Origin of the sequence: Pseudoteredinibacter isoporae (genome assembly GCF_011602085.1) — a bacterium.
Lineage (GTDB): Bacteria > Pseudomonadota > Gammaproteobacteria > Pseudomonadales > Cellvibrionaceae > Pseudoteredinibacter > Pseudoteredinibacter isoporae.
Map to the genome: position 1 here is coordinate 1,355,075 of NZ_JAAONY010000001.1, position 19,956 is coordinate 1,375,030.

The 19,956-nt window shown below is 49.8% G+C and carries 23 protein-coding genes; 17 read left to right on the plus strand and 6 right to left on the minus strand.

The annotated features are described in order from the left end of the window. Positions 1–39 precede the first annotated feature (39 nt). The 4 genes from G8768_RS05945 to G8768_RS05960 all read left to right on the plus strand — a co-directional run bounded on the left by G8768_RS05945 (position 40) and on the right by G8768_RS05960 (position 4,199). Positions 40–1,035: a regulatory signaling modulator protein AmpE gene (locus G8768_RS05945; RefSeq protein WP_166849936.1), complete on the plus strand. Its 996-nt coding sequence runs from the start codon at positions 40–42 to the stop codon at positions 1,033–1,035. An 81-nt stretch (positions 1,036–1,116) separates the two neighbouring features. Next, positions 1,117–1,767 carry a TetR/AcrR family transcriptional regulator gene (locus G8768_RS05950; RefSeq protein ID WP_166849933.1) on the plus strand — a complete coding sequence of 217 codons (651 nt, stop codon included), beginning with the start codon at positions 1,117–1,119 and terminating at the stop codon, positions 1,765–1,767. Positions 1,768–2,156: 389 nt separating this feature from the next. Continuing rightward, positions 2,157–2,639: a YajQ family cyclic di-GMP-binding protein gene (locus G8768_RS05955; protein WP_166849928.1), complete on the plus strand. Its 483-nt coding sequence runs from the start codon at positions 2,157–2,159 to the stop codon at positions 2,637–2,639. Between the two features lie 18 nt (positions 2,640–2,657). After that, the gene (locus G8768_RS05960; RefSeq protein ID WP_166849925.1) at positions 2,658–4,199 is read left to right on the plus strand and encodes an AmpG family muropeptide MFS transporter; all 1,542 of its coding nucleotides are present in this window, start codon (positions 2,658–2,660) and stop codon (positions 4,197–4,199) included. A 97-nt stretch (positions 4,200–4,296) separates the two neighbouring features. Here G8768_RS05960 and G8768_RS05965 read toward each other — a convergent pair whose 3' ends face one another. Then, a complete protein-coding gene (locus G8768_RS05965; protein WP_243749363.1) occupies positions 4,297–4,602 on the minus strand; it encodes an MGMT family protein in 306 nt (101 codons plus the stop codon). 29 nt (positions 4,603–4,631) lie between these two features. Between G8768_RS05965 and G8768_RS05970 the strand changes: the two genes are divergently transcribed. The 5 genes from G8768_RS05970 (at position 4,632) to G8768_RS05990 (ending at position 9,871) form a co-directional block, all read left to right on the plus strand. After that, entirely contained in the window at positions 4,632–5,636 is a 1,005-nt protein-coding gene (locus tag G8768_RS05970; protein ID WP_166849918.1) for a DUF481 domain-containing protein, read from the plus strand. 139 nt (positions 5,637–5,775) lie between these two features. Beyond that, a complete protein-coding gene (locus tag G8768_RS05975) occupies positions 5,776–6,276 on the plus strand; it encodes an FxsA family protein (RefSeq protein WP_341800978.1) in 501 nt (166 codons plus the stop codon). Positions 6,277–6,680: 404 nt separating this feature from the next. Beyond that, positions 6,681–6,974, plus strand: coding sequence for a co-chaperone GroES (locus G8768_RS05980; protein ID WP_166849911.1), 294 nt, complete (start codon positions 6,681–6,683; stop codon positions 6,972–6,974). A gap of 49 nt (positions 6,975–7,023) precedes the next feature. Beyond that, entirely contained in the window at positions 7,024–8,676 is a 1,653-nt protein-coding gene (gene groL, locus G8768_RS05985; protein WP_166853341.1) for a chaperonin GroEL, read from the plus strand. 187 nt (positions 8,677–8,863) lie between these two features. Next, entirely contained in the window at positions 8,864–9,871 is a 1,008-nt protein-coding gene (locus G8768_RS05990) for a ChaN family lipoprotein (RefSeq protein WP_166849906.1), read from the plus strand. A gap of 56 nt (positions 9,872–9,927) precedes the next feature. Here G8768_RS05990 and G8768_RS05995 read toward each other — a convergent pair whose 3' ends face one another. The 3 genes from G8768_RS05995 to G8768_RS06005 are packed head-to-tail and all read right to left on the minus strand — an operon-like array spanning position 9,928 to position 10,923. Beyond that, positions 9,928–10,212: a S24/S26 family peptidase gene (locus G8768_RS05995; RefSeq protein WP_279545102.1), complete on the minus strand. Its 285-nt coding sequence runs from the start codon at positions 10,210–10,212 to the stop codon at positions 9,928–9,930. A gap of 6 nt (positions 10,213–10,218) precedes the next feature. Then, positions 10,219–10,710, minus strand: a complete 492-nt coding sequence (gene sodN, locus G8768_RS06000; protein ID WP_166849896.1) for a superoxide dismutase, Ni — start codon at positions 10,708–10,710, stop codon at positions 10,219–10,221. 27 nt (positions 10,711–10,737) lie between these two features. Next, a complete protein-coding gene (locus G8768_RS06005) occupies positions 10,738–10,923 on the minus strand; it encodes a hypothetical protein (protein ID WP_166849890.1) in 186 nt (61 codons plus the stop codon). Positions 10,924–11,184: 261 nt separating this feature from the next. Between G8768_RS06005 and sodB the strand changes: the two genes are divergently transcribed. Further along, positions 11,185–11,766 carry a superoxide dismutase [Fe] gene (gene sodB / locus G8768_RS06010; RefSeq protein ID WP_166849884.1) on the plus strand — a complete coding sequence of 194 codons (582 nt, stop codon included), beginning with the start codon at positions 11,185–11,187 and terminating at the stop codon, positions 11,764–11,766. A gap of 126 nt (positions 11,767–11,892) precedes the next feature. Here sodB and G8768_RS06015 read toward each other — a convergent pair whose 3' ends face one another. Continuing rightward, positions 11,893–12,804, minus strand: coding sequence for an AraC family transcriptional regulator (locus G8768_RS06015; protein WP_166849878.1), 912 nt, complete (start codon positions 12,802–12,804; stop codon positions 11,893–11,895). Between the two features lie 142 nt (positions 12,805–12,946). After that, a complete protein-coding gene (locus G8768_RS06020; RefSeq protein ID WP_166849870.1) occupies positions 12,947–13,615 on the minus strand; it encodes an outer membrane beta-barrel protein in 669 nt (222 codons plus the stop codon). 328 nt (positions 13,616–13,943) lie between these two features. Between G8768_RS06020 and G8768_RS06025 the strand changes: the two genes are divergently transcribed. The 7 genes from G8768_RS06025 to G8768_RS06055 all read left to right on the plus strand — a co-directional run bounded on the left by G8768_RS06025 (position 13,944) and on the right by G8768_RS06055 (position 19,916). Next, positions 13,944–14,744 (plus strand): hypothetical protein, encoded by an 801-nt coding sequence (locus G8768_RS06025; RefSeq protein ID WP_166849867.1) that lies wholly within the window; start codon positions 13,944–13,946, stop codon positions 14,742–14,744. Between the two features lie 88 nt (positions 14,745–14,832). Next, positions 14,833–16,350 (plus strand): fumarate hydratase, encoded by a 1,518-nt coding sequence (locus tag G8768_RS06030; RefSeq protein WP_166849864.1) that lies wholly within the window; start codon positions 14,833–14,835, stop codon positions 16,348–16,350. A gap of 87 nt (positions 16,351–16,437) precedes the next feature. Beyond that, positions 16,438–16,779, plus strand: a complete 342-nt coding sequence (locus G8768_RS06035; RefSeq protein ID WP_341800979.1) for a metalloregulator ArsR/SmtB family transcription factor — start codon at positions 16,438–16,440, stop codon at positions 16,777–16,779. A 138-nt stretch (positions 16,780–16,917) separates the two neighbouring features. After that, positions 16,918–17,835 (plus strand): SDR family oxidoreductase, encoded by a 918-nt coding sequence (locus G8768_RS06040; protein WP_166849861.1) that lies wholly within the window; start codon positions 16,918–16,920, stop codon positions 17,833–17,835. 27 nt (positions 17,836–17,862) lie between these two features. Further along, positions 17,863–19,035: a lipid-transfer protein gene (locus G8768_RS06045; protein WP_166849858.1), complete on the plus strand. Its 1,173-nt coding sequence runs from the start codon at positions 17,863–17,865 to the stop codon at positions 19,033–19,035. A gap of 25 nt (positions 19,036–19,060) precedes the next feature. After that, positions 19,061–19,504: a MaoC family dehydratase N-terminal domain-containing protein gene (locus G8768_RS06050; RefSeq protein WP_166849855.1), complete on the plus strand. Its 444-nt coding sequence runs from the start codon at positions 19,061–19,063 to the stop codon at positions 19,502–19,504. 10 nt (positions 19,505–19,514) lie between these two features. Continuing rightward, positions 19,515–19,916: a MaoC family dehydratase gene (locus tag G8768_RS06055; protein WP_166849851.1), complete on the plus strand. Its 402-nt coding sequence runs from the start codon at positions 19,515–19,517 to the stop codon at positions 19,914–19,916. Positions 19,917–19,956 lie beyond the last annotated feature (40 nt).

A 19,956-nucleotide genomic window follows, 5' to 3' on the forward strand; every position in this document is an offset into this window, starting at 1 on the left:
CTCGTCTAAGCAGAGAGACCTTTAAAAGCGGGTGATACTATGCAACTGACTGTTTTACTGATTGCCCTGATCTGTGTGCGCTGGTTTGGGATACCTTCCTGGCTTCATATCGATCAGTGGATAAAGCCCTGGCTGGACGCCATCTCTGGCAAGAGCCTCAGAAACAAACCCTGGCTGTATTGGTTAATTGCGGCATTGGTGCCCCTGGCGGTTGCCGCGTATGCACTGCACTGGAGTTCCGGGCACAGTCGCCTGATCGAGTTTGTGATTACGGCCTTTATCCTGCTCTACAGCATCGGACGAGATGATTTCAAAACCCAAGTGCAAGCCTTTATTGCGGCCGTAAGAGGCACTGACGAAGAGGCGATAAGATCTGCGGCAACCGATCTTCAGGCCAGCCCGGCCGATGAAGAGCTCTCGGAAGAGCGTGCAGAACTGTATCACCAGAGTTTGCTGAATGCGGCCTATCGCGCCATGGAGCGGGTGTTTGTGGTGTTTTTCTGGTTCGCCATGCTAGGGCCCTTGGCGGCTTTGGCCTACCGCATATTGCGTATCTTCCACGATGAGAATCAAGCCCGGCTGCTGGCCCATAAAGCCGAGGCTCAGCCTGCAACAGCCGATTCGCAAACTGACGATGTCCAGTCGAGCGAAGGGGAGGCCAGTACCGAACTTGCCGAGCTTAAATCTGAGGAAGCAAGTGTCGACCCTGAAGATCAGCCGATTTCCACCAAGCCTCTGGATAAGCTGCTCTGGCTGCTGGAATGGCCTGTGGTCCGGGTATTGGGGCTGAGCTTTGCGATTACCGGTAATTTTATCAGCTGCATGCAGCGCTGGCGTGACAGCCTGCTGTGTTTCAAAACCCCATCCAAAAAGGTTCTGGGCAATGCTGTAGGCGGTGCCCTGGATATTGATGTGGACTGCAAACTGGATTGCGAATCAATCTGCTGTGAAATGGAAGCGCTGCAATCCTTGTTCTTCCGCACCGGCCTGTTCTGGCTCTGTGCCCTGGCTGTTTACCTGATGCTGGCCCTCTAGACTGAGTGACCTTCGGGCCAAGTTGTCTCTACAGCTTGGCCCCAGCCTGTTATCATGGCGCTTTTTACGTAGGATCTTTTCATGGCCCAGCAGTCGGCAAAAACCAGCAGTCGAGGCGAGCAAACCCGCCAGCAAATCCTGGATGCCGCTCTCAGAGTTCTTGCTCAGCAGGGCTATCGAGCCCTGACTCACCGGGCCATTGCCAAGGAAGCAGGTGTTAGCCTCTCCCTGACGACCTATCATTTCAAGGATCTGGAAGCGCTGCTCCACGATGCCTTTGCCTATTACAAGCACTCGGTTCTGAATGAGTTTGAAGGCCGTTGGGAGGCTCTGTATGAGGAGTATCTCCTGCCCAGCCTTGAGCAGGCTCGGCGCGAGAATGACCGCACAGCCTTGGTAGAGATGCTGGCCAAGTATATGACCGAACTTATCGAGTCTGATATTGCGGAGCGCAGTGAAGGGGTCGCAGTGGAAATGACCTTCCATTTTGACCTCCACCTTGAAGAAGAGCAGCGCAATTTTGCCTATGAATTGTGCAATCGTCTGTTCCCCAGAATCCATGAGTTCTATCGCCAGATGAAAACGAAAGATCCTGAAACGGACGCCAATCTGCTCCTGGATGTTGCCCACTTTCTGCGCTTTCGCCGCCTGGCGGTGCCGGAAATGCTGAGCCGCGAGGATGTCTATCTACGTCTCCATCGTCTTTTAACGACACAGCTTGTTAGTGGGTAGTTGCTAACCCCTAGAAGTATGGCGGAAGGGCTTTTGGTTGTCCTTCATCAGTCTTTTCAAAATAACTTCCGGCAGGCCTTGACGGGGCAGGTGGCCAAGACCTATTATGGTTAGCCTTGCCGGTTTGACTGTACAAATATACAGCTCCTCGATTCGCATGGACGCCTAGCACTGAAACACTAGCTGCATTAGAGTCGAACCGGTAAGGGTCTTTTTTCTTGTCGAATTTTTATACTTTCCATTGCTTTATTTTTTCTATGCGGTTTTCTATCGCGTATGAATCCGTTCTATCGCCGAAAATGATGGCATTTGAGCAATCCGATAGTTTTTCATTGGGCTGCTAGGTATGATGCTGGGCAGTTTGTTAATTTGCTCAGCAGAGGATCTTCATGCCGTCTTTTGACATCGTATCCGAGGTGGATAAGCACACCTTAACCAATGCCGTCGATCAATCGAATCGTGTGGTAAATACACGTTTTGATTTCAAAGGTGTCGATGCCGAGTTCACCCGCAACGATTTTGTGATCACCATTCGTGCGGATGAAGAATTTCAGGTTCAGCAAATGCTGGATATCCTGCAAAGCGATCTGCACAAAAATAAAATTGATATTCAGTGTCTGGAATGCAAAGACATCATTTCTTCGGGTAAACAAAAGAAACAGGATGTGGTTGTTCGTACAGGCATTGATAGCGATCTGGCCAGAAAAATCGTCAAAATGATTAAAGAGAAAAAGCTCAAGGTCCAGGCTCAGGTTCAAGGTGACCAAGTAAGAGTGACGGGCAAGAAGCGTGACGATTTGCAAGCAGTGATGGCCATGTTACGCGCTGCTGATCTGGAAATGCCATTGCAGTTTAATAATTTCCGCGATTAGGACCCTGTAGTAAATTCAATGTCGAAAATTGAGCAGTTCAGCTGGCGTGAAACGTTCAGTCTCATTTTATCGAAGAAAGTAGCGGTTATCTTGCTGTTGGGGTTCTCAGCCGGGATACCTTACTTTTTGATTTTTAGCACTTTGTCCCTATGGCTTAAAGAGGCGGGAATTGAACGTTCTACAATAGCTTTTCTTAGTTGGGCTGCATTGGGCTATTCATTTAAGTTTATCTGGGCACCGTTGGTTGATCAGATGCGCCTGCCTTATCTTGCCAATTGGTTGGGGCGGCGAAGGTCGTGGCTGTTATTTAGCCAAGTCTGGGTGATACTTTCTATTGGTTTTATGGCGTTAAGTGATCCTGGGTACAGCCTATGGCTTACAGCCGGAGCGGCTGTTTCACTGGGATTTGCGGCTGCAACACAGGATATTGTTATTGATGCATATCGCATTGAATCCGCTGATAGCTACTTGCAGTCTATATTATCCAGTGCGTACATTGCTGGATACCGGGGTGGGATGTTATTGGGTGGTGCTGGAGCGCTTCTGATTTCCGACTTTTTGGGTGGTGACAGTTATTCCTCTATATCTTGGTCCATTGCCTATCTAACCATGGCCTTTGCAATGCTTGCAGGGGTGCTTACGACTTTATCTATTAATGAGCCCAGTGCTGATATTGGCCGAGAAACCAATTCAAGCTCTGAAAATTTACGGCTATTGCTCGGGTTTATCGTCTGTGCAATCTCCTTTGCTTCTTCATTCGTTTGGTTGGGGCCGCAGTTGAACAGCTTCAAACCTGAATTGTTAGAGTTTTTTAATAATAAGGCTCTGGCAGGTTTTTTGGTTGAGACATCCAGGATGTTTTTATCTATTGCTTGTGTCTTTGTTGTGGTCAAGCTCGTGGTAAGGGCTAACGTGGTTCCTGCCTACATTGTTCAAAGAAGTTATGTAGACCCCATTACCGACTTTTTTGAGCGATACGGAAAGGGAGCTATGATGATTCTGGGGCTGATTGCCCTGTATCGCCTTTCAGATATCGTCATGGGGGTTATAGCGAATGTATTTTATGCGGATGCAGGGTATTCCAAACAGCAGATAGCATCGCTTTCCAAGTTTTATGGTTTATTCGCTACATTAGCGGGTGGCTTTTTGGGGGGAGCCCTGTCTATCCGATATGGCGTATACAGAACTTTGTTGTTGGGCGCTATTTTATCCGCTTTGACCAATATTCTGTTTTCATATGTTGCAGCATCCGAAGCTAATTCAGTCTTACTTGCTGCTGCTATCACAGCCGACAATTTATCGGGTGGCTTAGCTACGGCTGCCTTTATTGCTTATCTGTCGAGTCTTACAAGTGTTTCGTTTACAGCGATGCAGTACGCAATTTTTAGTTCTCTGATGACATTATTTCCCAAGCTGATCGCTGGATACTCTGGAATGATGTCTCTTGCACTGGGGTACGAAGTTTTCTTTTATGTTACGGCCGCGCTAGGAATACCAGCGGTTGTTCTGGTGTTGATCTTGCAAAGGCTGATCCCTATAACGGAGCGTAATATAGAATAACGCTGTTGGGGTTGATTAGATCTCCAGCAGCGAGCGATTTTAAAATCAATAAGCTTTATCGTTGATTATTTTCTAGAATGCTCTTGGTGTTTTAGGCTCAAGGTTCCCAACGGCAGCCCTTGGCGACGCGTTCGCCAATAAATTCAACGCCCTCGGCCAGCAATAGCGATTGTTGCTTGTCGTAGGCCGGGCCGGGCGCTAGAGAAATTTTCCCCTGACTATTAATAACCCGAAACCAGGGGATTTTGCTGCCTTTGGGTAAGCGGCCCATCAGCTTGCCCACGTGGCGGCTGTGGTTGGGGTAGCCGGCGAGTTTGGCAACCTGACCATAGGAGGCGACTTTGCCCTTGGGTATGGCTGCAACGATTTGATAAACCGCCTGACTGAATTCTTCCATCGACATTGTTTAATCACTATTCCATAGATTGTTTCATGACTCGACTGACCAGTATTTTCTTGTTGTTCTTACTTTCCACTCAAGCCTTTGCAGCGCGATTGACGCTGATGAATGGCGATAGCTTACAGGGTGATTTGCTTGGAATCGAGGGGAGCACCCTGCGTTGGCAATCCCCGATGTTGGGAGAACTCTCCATACCGTTGAGCAAGGTGGAAAGTTTTAACAGCGATACGCTGGTGAAAATACAGGGGCGCGATGATGCCTGTAGCATCATTCAAGTGAGCAACGGCGAAATGCACTACAGTTGCTCCCAAAGCCAGGGCAATAAAATGGATTTGCTTGCGGTTGATCAGGTGGAACCCTTTGAGCAGTTTTATACCCAGGATCTGGACATCAGCGGCAGCTTGTCGGTTGCAGGTGTTTTGTCTCGAGGAAACAAAGAAGAAGATGATTGGGATGTGTCGGCCAAAGTGGGTGCTGAACATGGTGACTATCGTCATGAAGCCGATTTCAAATACGACAATACCGACAAACTTCTGCAGTCTCAGCAAACTGAGGATTACAAACTGGGCTATCAGCTGGACTGGTTTTTCAAAGAGCGTTGGTTCCTCTATACCGACGTCAGCACGGAAATGCTGGAATCCAAGAATATCGATCAACGCCATGGCCTGGGTTTGGGTGTCGGTTATCAGTGGTTCAAGCGCCGGGATCTGAGTCTGGCGCTGGAAAGTGGTTTAAATCTGCAAAACGAGGAGCAAACCGGTTCATCCAATACCGAAGAGCGCTTGAACTGGCAGTGGGCTTTGCAGCTGGATTATCGTTTGCCGTTTTCGGCCACCCTGTTTCATAAACACCAGCTCAGCTATTCGATGCAATTGGCCGAAGATTGGGAGCTGGATACCGAGACCGGACTTAAAGTCCCTCTGGGTTACGGGCTCTCCTCGGATGTTAAATTTCAATACGACTTCGATAATCTGCCCGCAGAGGGCGCCAAGCGCAAAGATACTCGTCTAACAGTCGGTGTGGCCTATCAGTGGTAAGCTAGTGGTAGGCCTATGCTTATATGGTCCACGCTTGCTATGGGTTAAGATTGGCTAAGGGCCCTTGTTTCAAGCGGCTACGGCAACCATATCTACCTTAAGGCAAGAAAACCCAGTTAAAACGAGTGAGGTTACTAACGTGCGCGGTCTATTTTTATTGTTCATTATCATGCCAGTTCTGGAGCTTTGGCTGCTGATTCAGGTAGGTGGGCAAATTGGCGCTCTGAATACTATTGCTCTTGTGTTTCTCACCGCAATTCTCGGTACTTGGCTGCTGCGCCAGCAGGGTTTGCGTACCTTGCTTCAGGCCCGTGAAAAGATGGCTAGCGGCCAAATGCCGGCGAAGGAAATGGCCGAAGGGCTGTGCCTGGCCGTCGGTGGCGCATTATTGCTTACCCCGGGCTTTATAACCGATGCTATTGGTTTCGCCTGTCTGATTCCGGGTTTGCGTAGCGCCATTATTGCTGGTGTGATCAAAAACATGCATGTGCAGACGGTGCACAGCCAGTCGTTTCACGGCCACTCCTTTCATCAGGGGCCGGGTGGCCGTGCCGGGCAATCAGGAGATGTGATTGAAGGGGAATGGGAATCCGCTGAGCCACGTTCTTCTATCCATAACGATGAAGTAAAACCAAAATAAGGTGCCACTGAAGGTGCCCATACTGGGTGTTTATAGCCCTCATTCTGAAAAGCCGGCCTCATTCCAGCCCTCCTGGAGGCCGGCCCCGAAAGCTTATTTCTTTAAGCCTATGAGGTGAGGCCCCTGAGTGGCTCTACCCACTGATTCAAAAATCGCTGCCCAATCCTGATTTTTGTCTTCCTCTTCAGCCTTGGCAGATATGCAAAAAAATTCCCCTCGAGTGCTTGAAAATCCAATTTCGACCCCCATCATTGCCTAGAGTCGGGATAAACCCGCGAGAATTTCGCCCCATAGGCTTGAAACCCCTGTGAGCGGCACAATATAGGCATCTAGGCCGGCGCATCGCTGGTACGGATCAAGTTCAATAAGGCCTTCCGTAGAAGGCAAACGTTTGGAGAAAGTTGATGAAAATTCGTCCCTTGCACGATCGTGTTGTGGTTCGTCGTCAGGAAGAAGAAGCTACTTCCGCTGGCGGTATTGTCCTGCCTGGCTCTGCTCAGGAAAAACCAGCCCAGGGCGTCGTTGTCGCCGTAGGCACTGGTCGCGTTACCGACAGTGGTGAAGTTCGCCCAATGTCTGTAAAAGAAGGCGATATCGTAGTATTCGGTAAGTACTCTGGCAGCAACACCGTACAGGTTGATGGCGAAGAGTTGCTGATCCTGAGCGAAAGCGAAATTTACGGCGTATTGGAAGGCTAAGACCAGCCCTCGCATACCCCCTTAAGACACAAATTTGAAGGAAATTTGAATCATGGCTAAAGACGTATTGTTTGGTGATGACGCTCGCCAGAGAATGTTGGCGGGTGTAAACATCCTGGCTGACGCAGTAAAAACCACCTTGGGCCCTAAAGGTCGCAACGTTGTTCTGGATAAGTCCTTTGGTGCGCCAACCGTAACCAAAGACGGCGTATCCGTTGCAAAAGATATCGAGCTGGCTGACAAGTTCGAAAATATGGGCGCCCAGATGGTGAAAGAAGTGGCTTCCAAGGCGAATGATGATGCTGGTGATGGTACTACGACAGCTACCGTTCTGGCTCAAGCAATTGTGAACGAAGGCTTGAAGTCGGTAGCGGCTGGCATGAACCCAATGGATTTGAAGCGTGGTATCGACAAAGCCGTTGTCGCAGCTGTTGAACATATCCAGTCTATTGCTCAACCTTGTGCCGACAGCAAGTCTATTGCCCAGGTGGGTACCGTTTCTGCGAATGACGACTCTTCTGTGGGTCAAATCATCGCTGAAGCCATGGACAAAGTTGGTAAGGAAGGCGTTATTACCGTCGAAGAGGGTAATGCTCTGGAAAATGAGCTGGACGTTGTAGAAGGTATGCAGTTTGATCGCGGTTACCTGTCTCCTTACTTCATCACCAATCAGGAAAGTATGGCCGTAGAACACGAAGTGCCATTCCTGTTGTTGGTTGACAAGAAAATCTCCAACATCCGTGAGCTGTTGCCAACGCTGGAAGCGGTAGCTAAAGCGGGTAAGCCTCTGGTAATCATCGCTGAAGACGTAGAAGGCGAAGCGCTGGCCACTCTGGTTGTAAACAATATGCGTGGCATCGTGAAAGTTGCGGCGTGTAAAGCGCCTGGTTTCGGTGATCGCCGTAAAGCCATGTTACAAGACATCGCTACCCTGACTGGCGCTACGGTCATCTCTGAAGAAGTAGGCCTGGATCTGGAAAGCACCACTCTTGAGCACCTGGGTACCGCCAAGCGCGTAACCATGAGCAAAGAAAACACCACCATTGTTGACGGTGCTGGTGAAGCGGGTGAAATCGAAGCACGTGTAGCTCAAATCCGTGCTCAGATCGAAGAGACTTCTTCCGATTACGATCGTGAGAAGCTGCAAGAGCGTGTAGCTAAACTGGCTGGCGGTGTTGCGGTTATTAAGGTTGGCGCAGCTACCGAAGTTGAAATGAAAGAGAAGAAAGCTCGTGTAGAAGATGCTCTGCATGCAACCCGCGCTGCGGTAGAAGAGGGCGTTGTACCTGGCGGTGGTACCGCTCTGTTGCGTGCTGTTGCGGCTATCTCTGATCTGGAAGGTGCCAATGATGACCAGACCGCAGGTGTGGGAATTGCCCGTCGCGCTATGGAAGCACCACTGCGCCAGATCGTAAGCAATGCAGGTGACGAAGCCTCTGTTGTTGCGGACAAGGTAAAACAAGCTGAAGGTAATCAGGGCTATAACGCCGGTACTGGTGAGTACGGCGATATGCTGGAAATGGGTATTCTGGACCCGGCCAAAGTAACTCGAAGTGCATTGCAGGCGGCGGGTTCTATCGCTGGTCTGATGATCACTACCGAAGCGATGGTTGCTGATCAGCCTGCCGAAGCTGGCGCCGGTGGTGGCATGCCAGATATGGGTGGCATGGGCGGAATGGGTGGCATGGGCGGCATGATGTAAGCCCCCCCATTCAAAAGCTCTAATGTATAGAGTTTTGCCTGAAAAGGGCGCTTGTTTTGCAAGCGCCCTTTTTTGTGCCGGTTTAATATGCGGGATTCAAAGTAAAGCTCGCCCTTAATTGCAAATGGTAATCATTGCTAATTGTGCTCATGAGGACTAGAATGCTGGGCTTTTACTTGGGGTCTTTATGTCCATGCTGTCTGCCAAGCTACGCCATGTCCGTTATGCGCTGTTACCATTATCGATTCTACTGAGTGGCTGTGTTGGTACGGCAACGACTCAGGAACGCGCCAGTGCAACAGAGGAGATGGCACAGATGAAGGCTGTTGCCAGTTTGTATGATTACCAGTTGCAAGATAAAGCCGGTCAGCCCCTGGGGATGGCTCAGCTCCTGAAAGACTTGGATGATGCGGACGTTGTGATGGTTGGGGAATGGCATGCCCACCCCGCCGTGCATCTTTTTCAGGCGAAGCTCATGGCCGCGCTTGCGGGAAATGACAGGCCGCTGAGCTTATCCATGGAGCATTTCACCCGTGCCGACCAGGCTGAGTTAAATCGTTATCTGGCCGGTGAAATTGGCGAGAGTACCTTACTGAAAAACACCAAGGCCTGGGATAACTACAAAAGTGATTATCGCCCCATGGTCGAAATCGCCCGCCACCAGAAGTTGCCGGTAGTCGCCGCCAATGCCCCGCGTAAATACGTGAAGTGTGTTGGGCGTGTGGGTCCGGATTATCTGGATTCAATTGAGGGTGAAGAGCGTGCTTTGGTTGCCGCTAAGGTGGACATCAGCGATTCTCCGTACCGTCAGAAATTTCTGGGTAACATGAAAGGGATGAGCCTTTCTGAAGAGCGTATTGGAAAAATGTTCGGTGCACAGATGACCTGGGATGCCACCATGGCGGAATCGATTGCCTTGCACGTGGAGGAGAATCCAGAGCGTCGTGTATTTCATGTTGCCGGCCGATTTCATACCGAGGGTGGGCTGGGAACGGGTGCCGAGCTGTTAAAGCTGAACCCTGATCTCAAGATTGCCTACATCACAGCGGTAACTGAGGGCGAAGAGCTTTCCGGTGATGATTTTCGATTGCTGGTTCAGGAGTTACCGCCAATGTGGGTTAATAAAGAAGAGCGCAATGCGGTGATGGCCGGGCATAAACGCAGCAAGGTGGATTGCGGACAAGGCGAGTCCTGATTTCTCTCTCGGGGCGCGCATGCGCTCCCGCCTTTCTTGATCACTCAACAGCTGAATTAATTCGGCTGTTCAAAGTGCCAAAGCATTTTGCCGACGATTTTGCTTCTGTCACAACGTCCAATTTTTTCCTGGCTGATGCCCGTGGGGTTGCAGCTGCGCAGGTGAAAGTGTTTGCCTTGAAGGCTGGAAATCTGTTTAAAAATAACACCGAATTCCGGGTGTTGGTAAACCAGAAATTCTTCCGGGCGGAGACGAAAAAAAACGGTGGATAAAAGAAGATAATCCCCGCTTTGAAAGCGGGGACTCATGCTGTCGCCTGTGACTTTGTACAAACGCAGCATACCGGCTTAGCCCAGTTTCGGGTAAACCACCTGTTCGGCAGGCGCATATGGACAGGTTGCGGTAAAAGTATCGACACCTTTGCTTGCCCAGAAGTTTTCTGCGAACTGATTGATCAGGTTCAAAAATTCTACCGCCATATCACGGTCAATGTGTTGGCGAACCTTGGAGCCTTGCAGCATGATATTGTGGGCCAGCTCATGGGTGCCTGGAAATTTTTCAAACTGGGGTGCTTTGAAATAATCACCCCAAATAATACGGACTTCTTCCTTGGCTTTGTTGCAGTGACTTTCCTTTTCAGCAACCAGGCGTCCCAGCTTGGCCTGATCTGCCAGACTCAATTCACCTTTCTCCGCCAACTCGTTAATCTGATCGATCATGCGAATGGCGGTCAGAGCGGCGATCTGTGCCGTCGCAGGATCGTAGATGCCGCAAGGAATATCGCAGTGAGCGCTGGCGCTCGGGATGTGTTTGTCGAAAAAAGACAGTAGCTTGTGCATGGTTTTTCCCCTGTTTATTCGTTGAGCTTAGTCTTGCTTTTCAGCTTTCTGCTTGCGATACACATAGACAGCGGTACCGATTACCGAAGCGATGGCCAAGGCGGTCAACAGGTGGATGGGTTCTGCAGCCCAGTGACCGTGATCGTGGCCTGGGTGTGCCAATGCCATTCCGCTCAAGCTGCTCGCCATCAGGCCGAGTGTTAGTTTTTTCATGCTGTGCTCCTTTTGAGGTCACTCGTGAGATCTCTTTTGACATCACTATGGGTTGATTATACTGATGCTAATGTTAATGCAAATGATTTGCAATGTCTGTTGTTGTCCTGTGCCCCATAGCGCCATAGAAAAAATTTATTAGCTTTAAGCAAATAGAAAAGCAAAAGGTGCTAAAATCCCGTCCATAAATTCGATGTCTATAAAATCGATAAAGACAACCGTGATACATACAACCGATAGCCGCTAGATAAGGAAACGACTATGTCAATTGAATTACCTGCATTGCCTTATGCTCAGGATGCCCTGGCACCACACATCTCTGCCGAGACCCTTGAGTACCACTACGGCAAGCATCACCAAACCTATGTTGATAAGCTGAACGGTTTGATTCCGGGTTCTGAATTTGAAGGCAAATCTTTGGAAGACATCGTTAAGACTTCTGAAGGCGGCGTATTCAACAACGCTGCTCAGATCTGGAACCACAGCTTCTACTGGAACTGCTTGAGCCCGAACGGCGGTGGCGAAGCGAATGGTGCTGTTGCTGATAAAATCAATGAAGCCTTTGGTTCTTTCGACGCGTTTAAAGAGGCGTTCACCACTTCTGCGATCAACAACTTCGGTTCTTCCTGGACTTGGTTGGTTCAAAATGCTGACGGCAGCGTGGCGATCGTAAACACAAGCAATGCGGCGACCCCTCTGACTGAAGAAGGCGTTACTCCACTGTTGACTGTTGACCTGTGGGAACACGCTTACTACATCGATTATCGCAATGCGCGTCCTAAGTACATGGAAGCTTTCTGGGCTTTGGTGAACTGGGAATTCGTTAACGCGAACATGGCCTAATGCTGTTGACCGCCAGCTGACCTGGCTGGCGGTTTTTCTTTTTACTCCTTGTAATTTTGCTCCCTGCCATTAGTCTTTCTGACTGTTTTTAAGCCTTTTTATGTCGACGGTTTTTGTCGCTGGGTTTTACGTCTGGTCTTTTATTTTGACGGGCAAAAACAAAGAAACTTCCATTTCCCTGGCATTATAGTCCCGCAAATTGCTCATCTGTTCGAACACCTCGGCGTCGTAATCCGGTTCCAGATTTCGTTCTAATAAGTGGCTGTATAAAGCATCCCAAGCGGCTGAATAGGCTGTGCCAGAATCCAAAATCACGGTTGTGCTCAAGTAATGGGAAGCGGGCAGGGTTTTGTTCGACTGATGTGCCGCGCATTCATAACCGACAAAAAAAGGTTGTGACGCTGGCGATACGGCGGCACTCCAATGATAAATCGAAATTCCGTTGGCAATATCTTTGGGAGTGATCTGGAACCAGACGTTAAAGATGTTTTCCAGGTTGTGACCCTGCTGTTTGCTGGTGAAAAAATAGCGCTCTGGAAAATGCACCAATTCAAACTTCAGGTTTTTACACAGCGCTTTTTCCAGGCTGGTTTCACTCTCTGTAGGTTGCCCAAGCTTGAGCATAATCTGATCCCAGAGGTCGGCGTCTTCCAGTCGATTACTGCGTCGAATCTGCGATGCCGACATGCCCAATTCCCGCTTTAAAGCTTTGGCTAACGCCTGTGAAGACGAAAAACCAGTTTCGAGAGCAATATCCGTGACCGCTTTTTTCTCCAGGGACAAGCTGTACACAGCTTGTTTTAATCGCATTCTGCGCAGGTAATGCACCGGAGATTCACCGAAGACCAGTTTGAACATGTAGTGAAAGTGGCTGGGTGAGATGGCACATTCGTCAGCGATATCATTCCAGTTCAGGTTTTCACTGAAACGATCCTGCATGATCTGAGTAGCTTTAACGAAACGCTTTTTCCAATGCGGAGCGAGTTCATCAATAAGTTGGGCTTCCGGGATAAGCACCGTGGCGTCTTTTTTTGTCATAGTCGAAATCTCTATGGCAGTCACATTCGAGGGCGCAGAGGGCTTCTTTGGTTTGTTGTAAGCACTGTGCTGTCAACGCAAAAGGCTATGAACACAAGTTCATAGCCTGGGAGGGGAGCCTTGTCGTTAGCGGCTTATGTGGCTAGAAGTGGAATCTCAAGCCAACCGTAGCAGCGTTGGATTGGTAGCGGCGTTTATCACTGTCGTCTTTGCTGTGAATAAGTGCCAAATCCAGCGACAGGTCTTTGCTGATGGCAAAAGGACTGTTGAGTTTCCAGCTGCTCACATCTCCCGCCTTAGTATAGCGAACATTTAATTCCCAGCCATCGCTAATTGCGGTTTTCCAGGCCACCGACCAGAGCGCATCGGTTTGTTTTCCGGAACTTTTGAACGGGACGGCATTATTACTCTGACGCAGCAGGCCGTGGTCTTCATAGTCATTGTGATTGATGCCGAGTTCGGCAACGAGGTGATTGCTTTCATTGAGCTTGGCAATAAACCCGATCGACGCATTGGCGTTAATTTCCTTATCGTTCAAGCGCAGTTGATTGTTGGCCGGGCCGTTACGATCATCGGTGCGGGCCTGGGCCAGTTCAGTGCGAACATAACTGAACTCGTTGATGCGTTTGCTGAGTTCTGCGCGCACAACGTTGGTATCGAGTTTGAAATCCTGATTGCCAATTTTAACTTTTGAACGGGCTACACCTGCACTGATGTCCACATAATCGTAGTTGGGCTCGGCGGCATAGCTCAATGGGGAATTCAGGCTCAATGCTAATACGGCAAGGCCCATAGTGAATGACATTTTCATTGTGTACTCCATGTCGGTTGAAACAATGAGCACAGTTTAGGTTTGGCTTCGGAGGTAAACGTATCCGCGACTACGGCCTCCCGATAGTAAAAGCTAACAAAGGTAAACTTTCATTAAGCGGCGTACGAAGTTTGATCAGATCCGCCTGGCGGCTGTCTAGGGTGTGTTGACTGTGTCACCCGCTATTGGCGGGTATCGTGTAGGGCCTTGCTATCGTGTAGAATGCTGGGGCTGTGAAATTGCCAGCCTGGCCTTGATATCAGGGCCTCTGTAAAGCCGCTGTAATGAGTTTTCATGCAGTGAAGTTGTTAATAGGATAGGTCTATCTATGAGTGTTGAGCGTCGCGAACCGACCTTTGGAGATGTTGGCTCTACCGAGCCTGAAACAAGCACTGGCCAGCAGGCGGCTGCCCCGGAACCCAGAGCCTATGCTCACCCTCCCGCCAGTCCTCAAGCCCGTCAGGGTTCTTCGGTGTCCTGGTTGGCGGTTTTTGCCTTTCTATTGGCATTGGCGGCCGGCGCGGCGGCAGGCTATCTTTACTGGCAGGGGCAGTTGGAGAAGCAGGCTTCCCAGGCGGCTATGTCCGCGGCGGAAGATCGAATTGCCGCACTTGAACAGAAGCTGGATTTCTCGAACGAAGAGTCCAATCAGTCGGTTGAAGCTATTCGTGCCAAAATGAAGTGGGCTGATTCTGAAATTCGCAAACTCTGGGGGGTGGCCTACGACCGCAACCGCAAAACCATTGACCAGCATAAGAAGCAGCTGGCCAGTTTGGATAAAAAACTGAAGAGCGCCGCAAGCAATGCCTCAAAGGCAGCGACGACTTCGGCGGCTCAGGCCGACTCGATCAGTAAGCTGCAAAGCTCAAACGAGGCTCAGGAGACGCGCCTGACACAAGCGGAGTCGACCTTGCAGCAGCGTGCTAAAGATTTACAGAATGCCCTGAATGACCTGGAAGCCCAGGCACTGCAATTGGACCAGTTGCGTAATGGTATTTTGGAGCGTGTTAAACAGAATGAAGAAGCCATCGAGTCAATCACTGTTTACCGTAAAACGACAAACCGAGAATTACTGAATATTAAAAAGCGCCTTGATAGTGTGCAGGGTGGTACTAAGCCAGCAGCTTAGTATGCCTTCGCATCGCTAAGTGGCCTGCTTACTAAAACACAACGAATACCATAGCCGTAATTAGCCTTAATTGATTAGAGAGAACACCATGACTACCGTGATTCGTCCCCAGGACCTGATCGACAGTGTTGCCGATGCCCTACAGTTTATTTCCTATTACCACCCGGTAGATTTTATTCAGGCCGTTCATCGTGCCTATGAAAAAGAAGCCAACCCGGCTGCTAAAGACGCCATGGCCCAGATTCTGATTAACTCGCGCATGTGCGCCGAGGGACATCGTCCGATCTGTCAGGACACCGGCATTGTAAGTGTCTTTCTGAAGGTGGGGATGAATGTGCAATGGGAAGGCGACATGAGTCTGGAAGACATGGTGAATGAAGGTGTTCGCCGTGCATACAACCACCCGGACAACAAGCTGCGTGCTTCGGTATTGGCAGACCCTGATGGTGCCCGCAAGAATACCGGTGACAATACCCCGGCCATGATTACGTACAAAATCGTTCCTGGCGATAAAGTGGATGTACACGTTGTGGCAAAAGGAGGTGGCAGTGAGGCCAAGACCAAGTTTGCCATGTTAAATCCGTCCGATTCTATTGTGGATTGGGTGTTGAAAATGGTTCCAACCATGGGGGCCGGTTGGTGCCCACCCGGTATTCTGGGTATTGGTATCGGCGGTACTGCGGATAAGGCGCTGGCCATGGCGAAAGAATCCTTGCTGGATCCCATCGATATTCAGGATTTGCAGGAAAAAGGTGCCAGCAATCGTGCGGAAGAGCTACGTCTGGAATTGTTTGAGAAAGTAAACAATCTCGGTATTGGTGCTCAGGGCCTGGGTGGCTTGACGACGGTTCTGGATATCAAGATCAAGGACTGCCCGACCCACGCGGCCAACAAGCCGGTAGCGATTATTCCAAACTGCGCTGCAACCCGTTTGGCGAAGTTCACTTTGGATGGTTCGGGTCCGTCTCTTCAAACTCCGCCCAGTTTGGATGACTGGCCTGAGATCACCTGGGAAGTGGGCGATGCTCGCCGTGTAAATCTGGACGAGCTAAGCAAAGATGATATTCAGGATTGGAAAACCGGCGAGACCATTTTGCTGTCCGGTAAAATGTATACCGGACGTGATGCCGCCCATAAGCGTATGGTCGATATGATTGCCAAAGGTGAAAAGCTGCCCGTCGATTTCACCAACAAATTTATTTATTACGTTGGTCCGGTTGATCCTGTGCGTGAAGAAGCGGTTGGTCCTGCGGGCCCAACTACCGCCACTCGCATGGACAAATTCACTCGTACCATGTTGGAAGAAACCGGTCTGATCGGTATGGTCGGTAAGGCTGAGCGTGGCAGTACAGCGATCGAAGCCATTAAGGACAATAAAGCGGTGTACCTGATGGCTGTAGGCGGTTCCGCGTATCTGGTTTCGAAAGCGATTAAAGCGTCCAAAGTGGCGGGTTTCGAAGATCTGGGTATGGAAGCGATCTACGAGTTCGACATCAAAGATATGCCCGTTACCGTCGCGGTAGATAGTACCGGTGAATCTGCTCACCAGACGGGCCCGCAGATCTGGCAGGCCAAAATCGAAGAAGGCGTAATCGAAGTTAAATAGCTGAAATCAGAAAACTAAAGCGCAATAAGAATTGAGGGTGGCCATGTGCCACCCATTCTTTTCCCTATCCAATAGTAAGGCAGTCTTGTGACTCTGGATCCGGTTCAATTTTACAAAGCCATGGCGGATGATACCCGTCTGCGAGCCCTGCACCTGATTGTGCAGGAAGATGAGCTTTGTGTGTGTGAGTTGACCGAGGCACTGGATTTGAGTCAGCCCAAAGTTTCCCGTCACCTGGCCCAGTTGCGCAAGCTGGGGGTGTTGAGTGACCGCCGAGCGGGGCAGTGGGTGTTTTACTCCATTAACCCGGATCTGCCCGAATGGGCCCGGCAGCTGCTGCGACTCTCCAGTGATGAGAATCGCCACTGGACCCGGATCAATCGTCAACGTTTAGAGGCGATGGACGACCGCCCGGCCCGCTGCTGTTAATCCCTGCGAGCCGTATTCCCGGCTGACTGCCTGGCAACTTGATACATTTTGCTAAGCGCATTGTCCATCTTAAGCATTCCTATCATTCTGTCTGGGCGACATACTTTGGCTTTTCAACCCTATATTGGAGAAAAGCCCATGGCTGATACCCTGAAATTTGAAGATCGCGTTGTCGTTGTCACCGGTGCTGGAGCTGGGCTCGGCCGTTCCCATGCGTTGGAATTCGCTCGACGTGGCGCCAAAGTTGTTGTGAACGATCTGGGTGGCAGCACCCATGGTGAAGGTAAAGGCAGTGAAGCGGCTGATAAGGTTGTTGCTGAAATCACCGCAATGGGCGGGCAAGCGGTTGCCAACTATGATTCCGTAGAAGATGGCGACGCGATTATTCAAACGGCTATTGATAATTTTGATCGTGTCGATGTGGTCGTAAACAATGCCGGAATTCTACGTGATACCAGCTTTGCGAAAATGACGGATCAGGATTGGGATCTCATTTATCGGGTTCATGTTCTGGGGGCGTACAAAGTTTCCAAGGCAGCCTGGCCTTACATGCAAGAGCAGGAATACGGTCGTATTATCAATACATCTTCCGCTGCCGGTATCTATGGAAACTTTGGCCAGGCAAATTATTCCACCGCAAAGTTGGGTTTGTTTGGTTTAACCCAAACCCTCGCCATTGAGGGCGCCAAAAAGAATATCAAAGTGAATGCGATTGCACCGGTGGCCGGTTCTCGAATGACTGAAACCATTTTGCCCCCGGAAGTGGTTAAGGCATTGAAGCCCGAATTTATTACGCCTCTCGTTGTTAAGCTATGCGCGGAAGACAACAAAGAGAGCGGTGGTTTGTATGAGGTAGGCGCGGGCTGGATTTCCAAACTGCAGTGGGAGCGTACCCAGGGTGCAAAATTCAATCCGAGCGAAGGTTTCAGTGCGGAAGACGTGGCTGATAACTGGGATCAGATTTGTGATTTTACCGATGCAGAAAAACCCAAAACCGCCAACGATTCCTTCGTGCCGGTGTTCACCAATCTGGGCATCAAAATTCCTGGCATGTAATTTGGCAAACGACAAGAGGAAATGAACATGAGCAATGCAATTGTTGCTGGCGTGGACATGGTGAAGTTTGCCAAGCCCGGTCAGCAAGAGCCTTATCGAGTGATGGCATCAACAGCGATTCAGGGTGCTTTAAAAGATGCGGGTATTGAAGCCTCAGCGGTGCAGCAGGCTTACGGAAGCTACATCTATGGTGATTCTACCTGCGCCCAGCACGCACTGTACGATGCTTTTATGACCGGGATTCCGGTTATCAATGTCAACAATAACTGCTCTTCCGGTTCGACCGCTTTATTTCTTGCAAGGCAGGCGGTTGAAAGTGGCGCCGCGGAATGTGTGTTGGCGTTTGGTTTTGAAGAAATGCAGCCTGGCGCATTAAGTTCGCATTGGGATGATCGCGAATCGCCTTTTGATAACTTTCTGGATGTACTCGATAAAGCGGACTATCCAGCGGCACCTTTGGCTCTGCGCTGCTTCGGTGCAGCCGGTCACTATTACATGGAGAAATATAACGCGAGTCGCGATATTTTTGCCAAGGTATCGGTGAAAACCCGGAATCATGCCTTGAATAATCCTTTGTCCCTGTTTAACACACCGCTTACCGAAGAGCAGGTATTAAACGATAAGGTGGTCTTTATGGATTATCTGACGCGCACTATGTGTTGCCCGCCTACGTGTGGCGCAGGTGCTGCGATTGTTTGCAGCGAAGCTTTTGCTAAAAAGCATGGTATTGATGGTGGCGTTAAAATTGCGGCTCAGGCGATGGCCACCGATACCCCTCAAACCTGGGACAACCCTATTGATCTGATTGGTGCCGATATGACTCGCCGTGCGGCTAAACAGGTGTTTGAGGAAGCTTCTGTCGACGTTAGTGATGTTGATGTCGTGGAGCTGCACGATTGCTTTACCACGAATGAAGTTGTGACTTACGAAGGTCTGGGACTCTGTGCTGAAGGTGAAGCAAGCAAGTTTATTGCCGACGGTGACAATACCTATGGTGGTAAGTTTGTGGTCAATCCATCGGGTGGTCTGATGTCAAAGGGGCATCCGATCGGTGCGACGGGCCTGGCTCAGTGTTATGAATTGGTGAATCAATTGCGTGGTCAGGCTGATCAACGCCAGGTTGCGGGAGCCAAGTTGGCATTGCAACACAATCTGGGTTTGGGTGGTGCTGTAGTGGTTACCTTATACCAGGCCAGCTAACAGGTTGAGCGAATAGGAAGACACAATGATTGACAAAAAATTTATTGGCCACGAATTTGAGCCATTTACAACGACCATTGAAAAAGGGCGATTGAAATTTTTCGCCAAGGCTATTGGTGAAACTAATCCGATTTATTTCAATGAAGAGGCAGCAAAGGCAGCCGGGCATAAATCCGTGCTGGCGCCACCGACTTTTCCGTTTACCTTGTCTCTGGAAAGCGAAGATCCGTTTCCAGTGGTAACGGCATTGAAATTGGAAATTGGTCGAATCCTTCACGGCTCCCAGGAGTTTGAATATTTCGCGCCTATTTACGCGGGTGATGAAATAACGGTCAGCTCGAAGATTGTTGATATTTTCGATAAGAAAGGCGGAGCGCTTGAGTTTGTCGCTTTGCAATACTCATTCACCAATCAGGATGGGGAATTGGTTGCAACGTCTACCAATACCCTGGTCTACCGCAACGGATAAGGAGAACGAAATGTCTGATATTCAAGTGGGTTCTCAAATCCCGGCGTTAGAATTGGCTCCGATTTCCCGGTATACCTTGGCTCTGTTCGCGGGTGCTTCAGGTGATCATAATCCGATTCATATCGATATCGATTTTGCTAAAGCCGCTGGTATGCCCGATGTTTTTGCTCATGGCATGTTGTCGATGGCGTATTTGGGAAGAATGCTGACAAACTGGCAACCACAGGCCAAGCTGAAGACGTTCAACAATAAGTTCGCGGCAATTACCCAGCTTCAGGATGTGATTACCTGCAGTGGCAAAGTTGTCGAGCTGTTGGAGCAAGAGGGTAAAACCTTGGCTCGTTGTGAAATTCAAGCCGCAAAAGCGAGCGGTGAGCAAACCTTGTTGGGTGAAGCACTGGTAGAAGTGTAAGCCCCTGCTGCTGAGCATTCGGAGGCCCCTGACTTTAGCG

Bases quoted from the DNA above. Each gene is read 5' to 3' on its own strand.
- G8768_RS05955 (WP_166849928.1), top strand. From the start codon at position 2,157: ATGCCGTCTTTTGACATCGTATCCGAGGTGGATAAGCACACCTTAACC.
- G8768_RS05950 (WP_166849933.1), top strand. From the start codon at position 1,117: ATGGCCCAGCAGTCGGCAAAAACCAGCAGTCGAGGCGAGCAAACCCGC.
- sodB (WP_166849884.1), top strand. From the start codon at position 11,185: ATGTCAATTGAATTACCTGCATTGCCTTATGCTCAGGATGCCCTGGCA.
- sodN (WP_166849896.1), bottom strand. From the start codon at position 10,710: ATGCACAAGCTACTGTCTTTTTTCGACAAACACATCCCGAGCGCCAGC.
- G8768_RS06055 (WP_166849851.1), top strand. From the start codon at position 19,515: ATGTCTGATATTCAAGTGGGTTCTCAAATCCCGGCGTTAGAATTGGCT.
- G8768_RS06025 (WP_166849867.1), top strand. From the start codon at position 13,944: ATGAGTGTTGAGCGTCGCGAACCGACCTTTGGAGATGTTGGCTCTACC.
- G8768_RS06050 (WP_166849855.1), top strand. From the start codon at position 19,061: ATGATTGACAAAAAATTTATTGGCCACGAATTTGAGCCATTTACAACG.
- G8768_RS06005 (WP_166849890.1), bottom strand. From the start codon at position 10,923: ATGAAAAAACTAACACTCGGCCTGATGGCGAGCAGCTTGAGCGGAATG.
- G8768_RS05960 (WP_166849925.1), top strand. From the start codon at position 2,658: ATGTCGAAAATTGAGCAGTTCAGCTGGCGTGAAACGTTCAGTCTCATT.
- G8768_RS05990 (WP_166849906.1), top strand. From the start codon at position 8,864: ATGTCCATGCTGTCTGCCAAGCTACGCCATGTCCGTTATGCGCTGTTA.
- G8768_RS06030 (WP_166849864.1), top strand. From the start codon at position 14,833: ATGACTACCGTGATTCGTCCCCAGGACCTGATCGACAGTGTTGCCGAT.
- G8768_RS05970 (WP_166849918.1), top strand. From the start codon at position 4,632: ATGACTCGACTGACCAGTATTTTCTTGTTGTTCTTACTTTCCACTCAA.
- G8768_RS05995 (WP_279545102.1), bottom strand. From the start codon at position 10,212: ATGCTGCGTTTGTACAAAGTCACAGGCGACAGCATGAGTCCCCGCTTT.
- G8768_RS06040 (WP_166849861.1), top strand. From the start codon at position 16,918: ATGGCTGATACCCTGAAATTTGAAGATCGCGTTGTCGTTGTCACCGGT.
- G8768_RS05945 (WP_166849936.1), top strand. From the start codon at position 40: ATGCAACTGACTGTTTTACTGATTGCCCTGATCTGTGTGCGCTGGTTT.
- G8768_RS05965 (WP_243749363.1), bottom strand. From the start codon at position 4,602: ATGTCGATGGAAGAATTCAGTCAGGCGGTTTATCAAATCGTTGCAGCC.
- G8768_RS05980 (WP_166849911.1), top strand. From the start codon at position 6,681: ATGAAAATTCGTCCCTTGCACGATCGTGTTGTGGTTCGTCGTCAGGAA.
- G8768_RS06020 (WP_166849870.1), bottom strand. From the start codon at position 13,615: ATGAAAATGTCATTCACTATGGGCCTTGCCGTATTAGCATTGAGCCTG.
- G8768_RS06045 (WP_166849858.1), top strand. From the start codon at position 17,863: ATGAGCAATGCAATTGTTGCTGGCGTGGACATGGTGAAGTTTGCCAAG.
- G8768_RS06015 (WP_166849878.1), bottom strand. From the start codon at position 12,804: ATGACAAAAAAAGACGCCACGGTGCTTATCCCGGAAGCCCAACTTATT.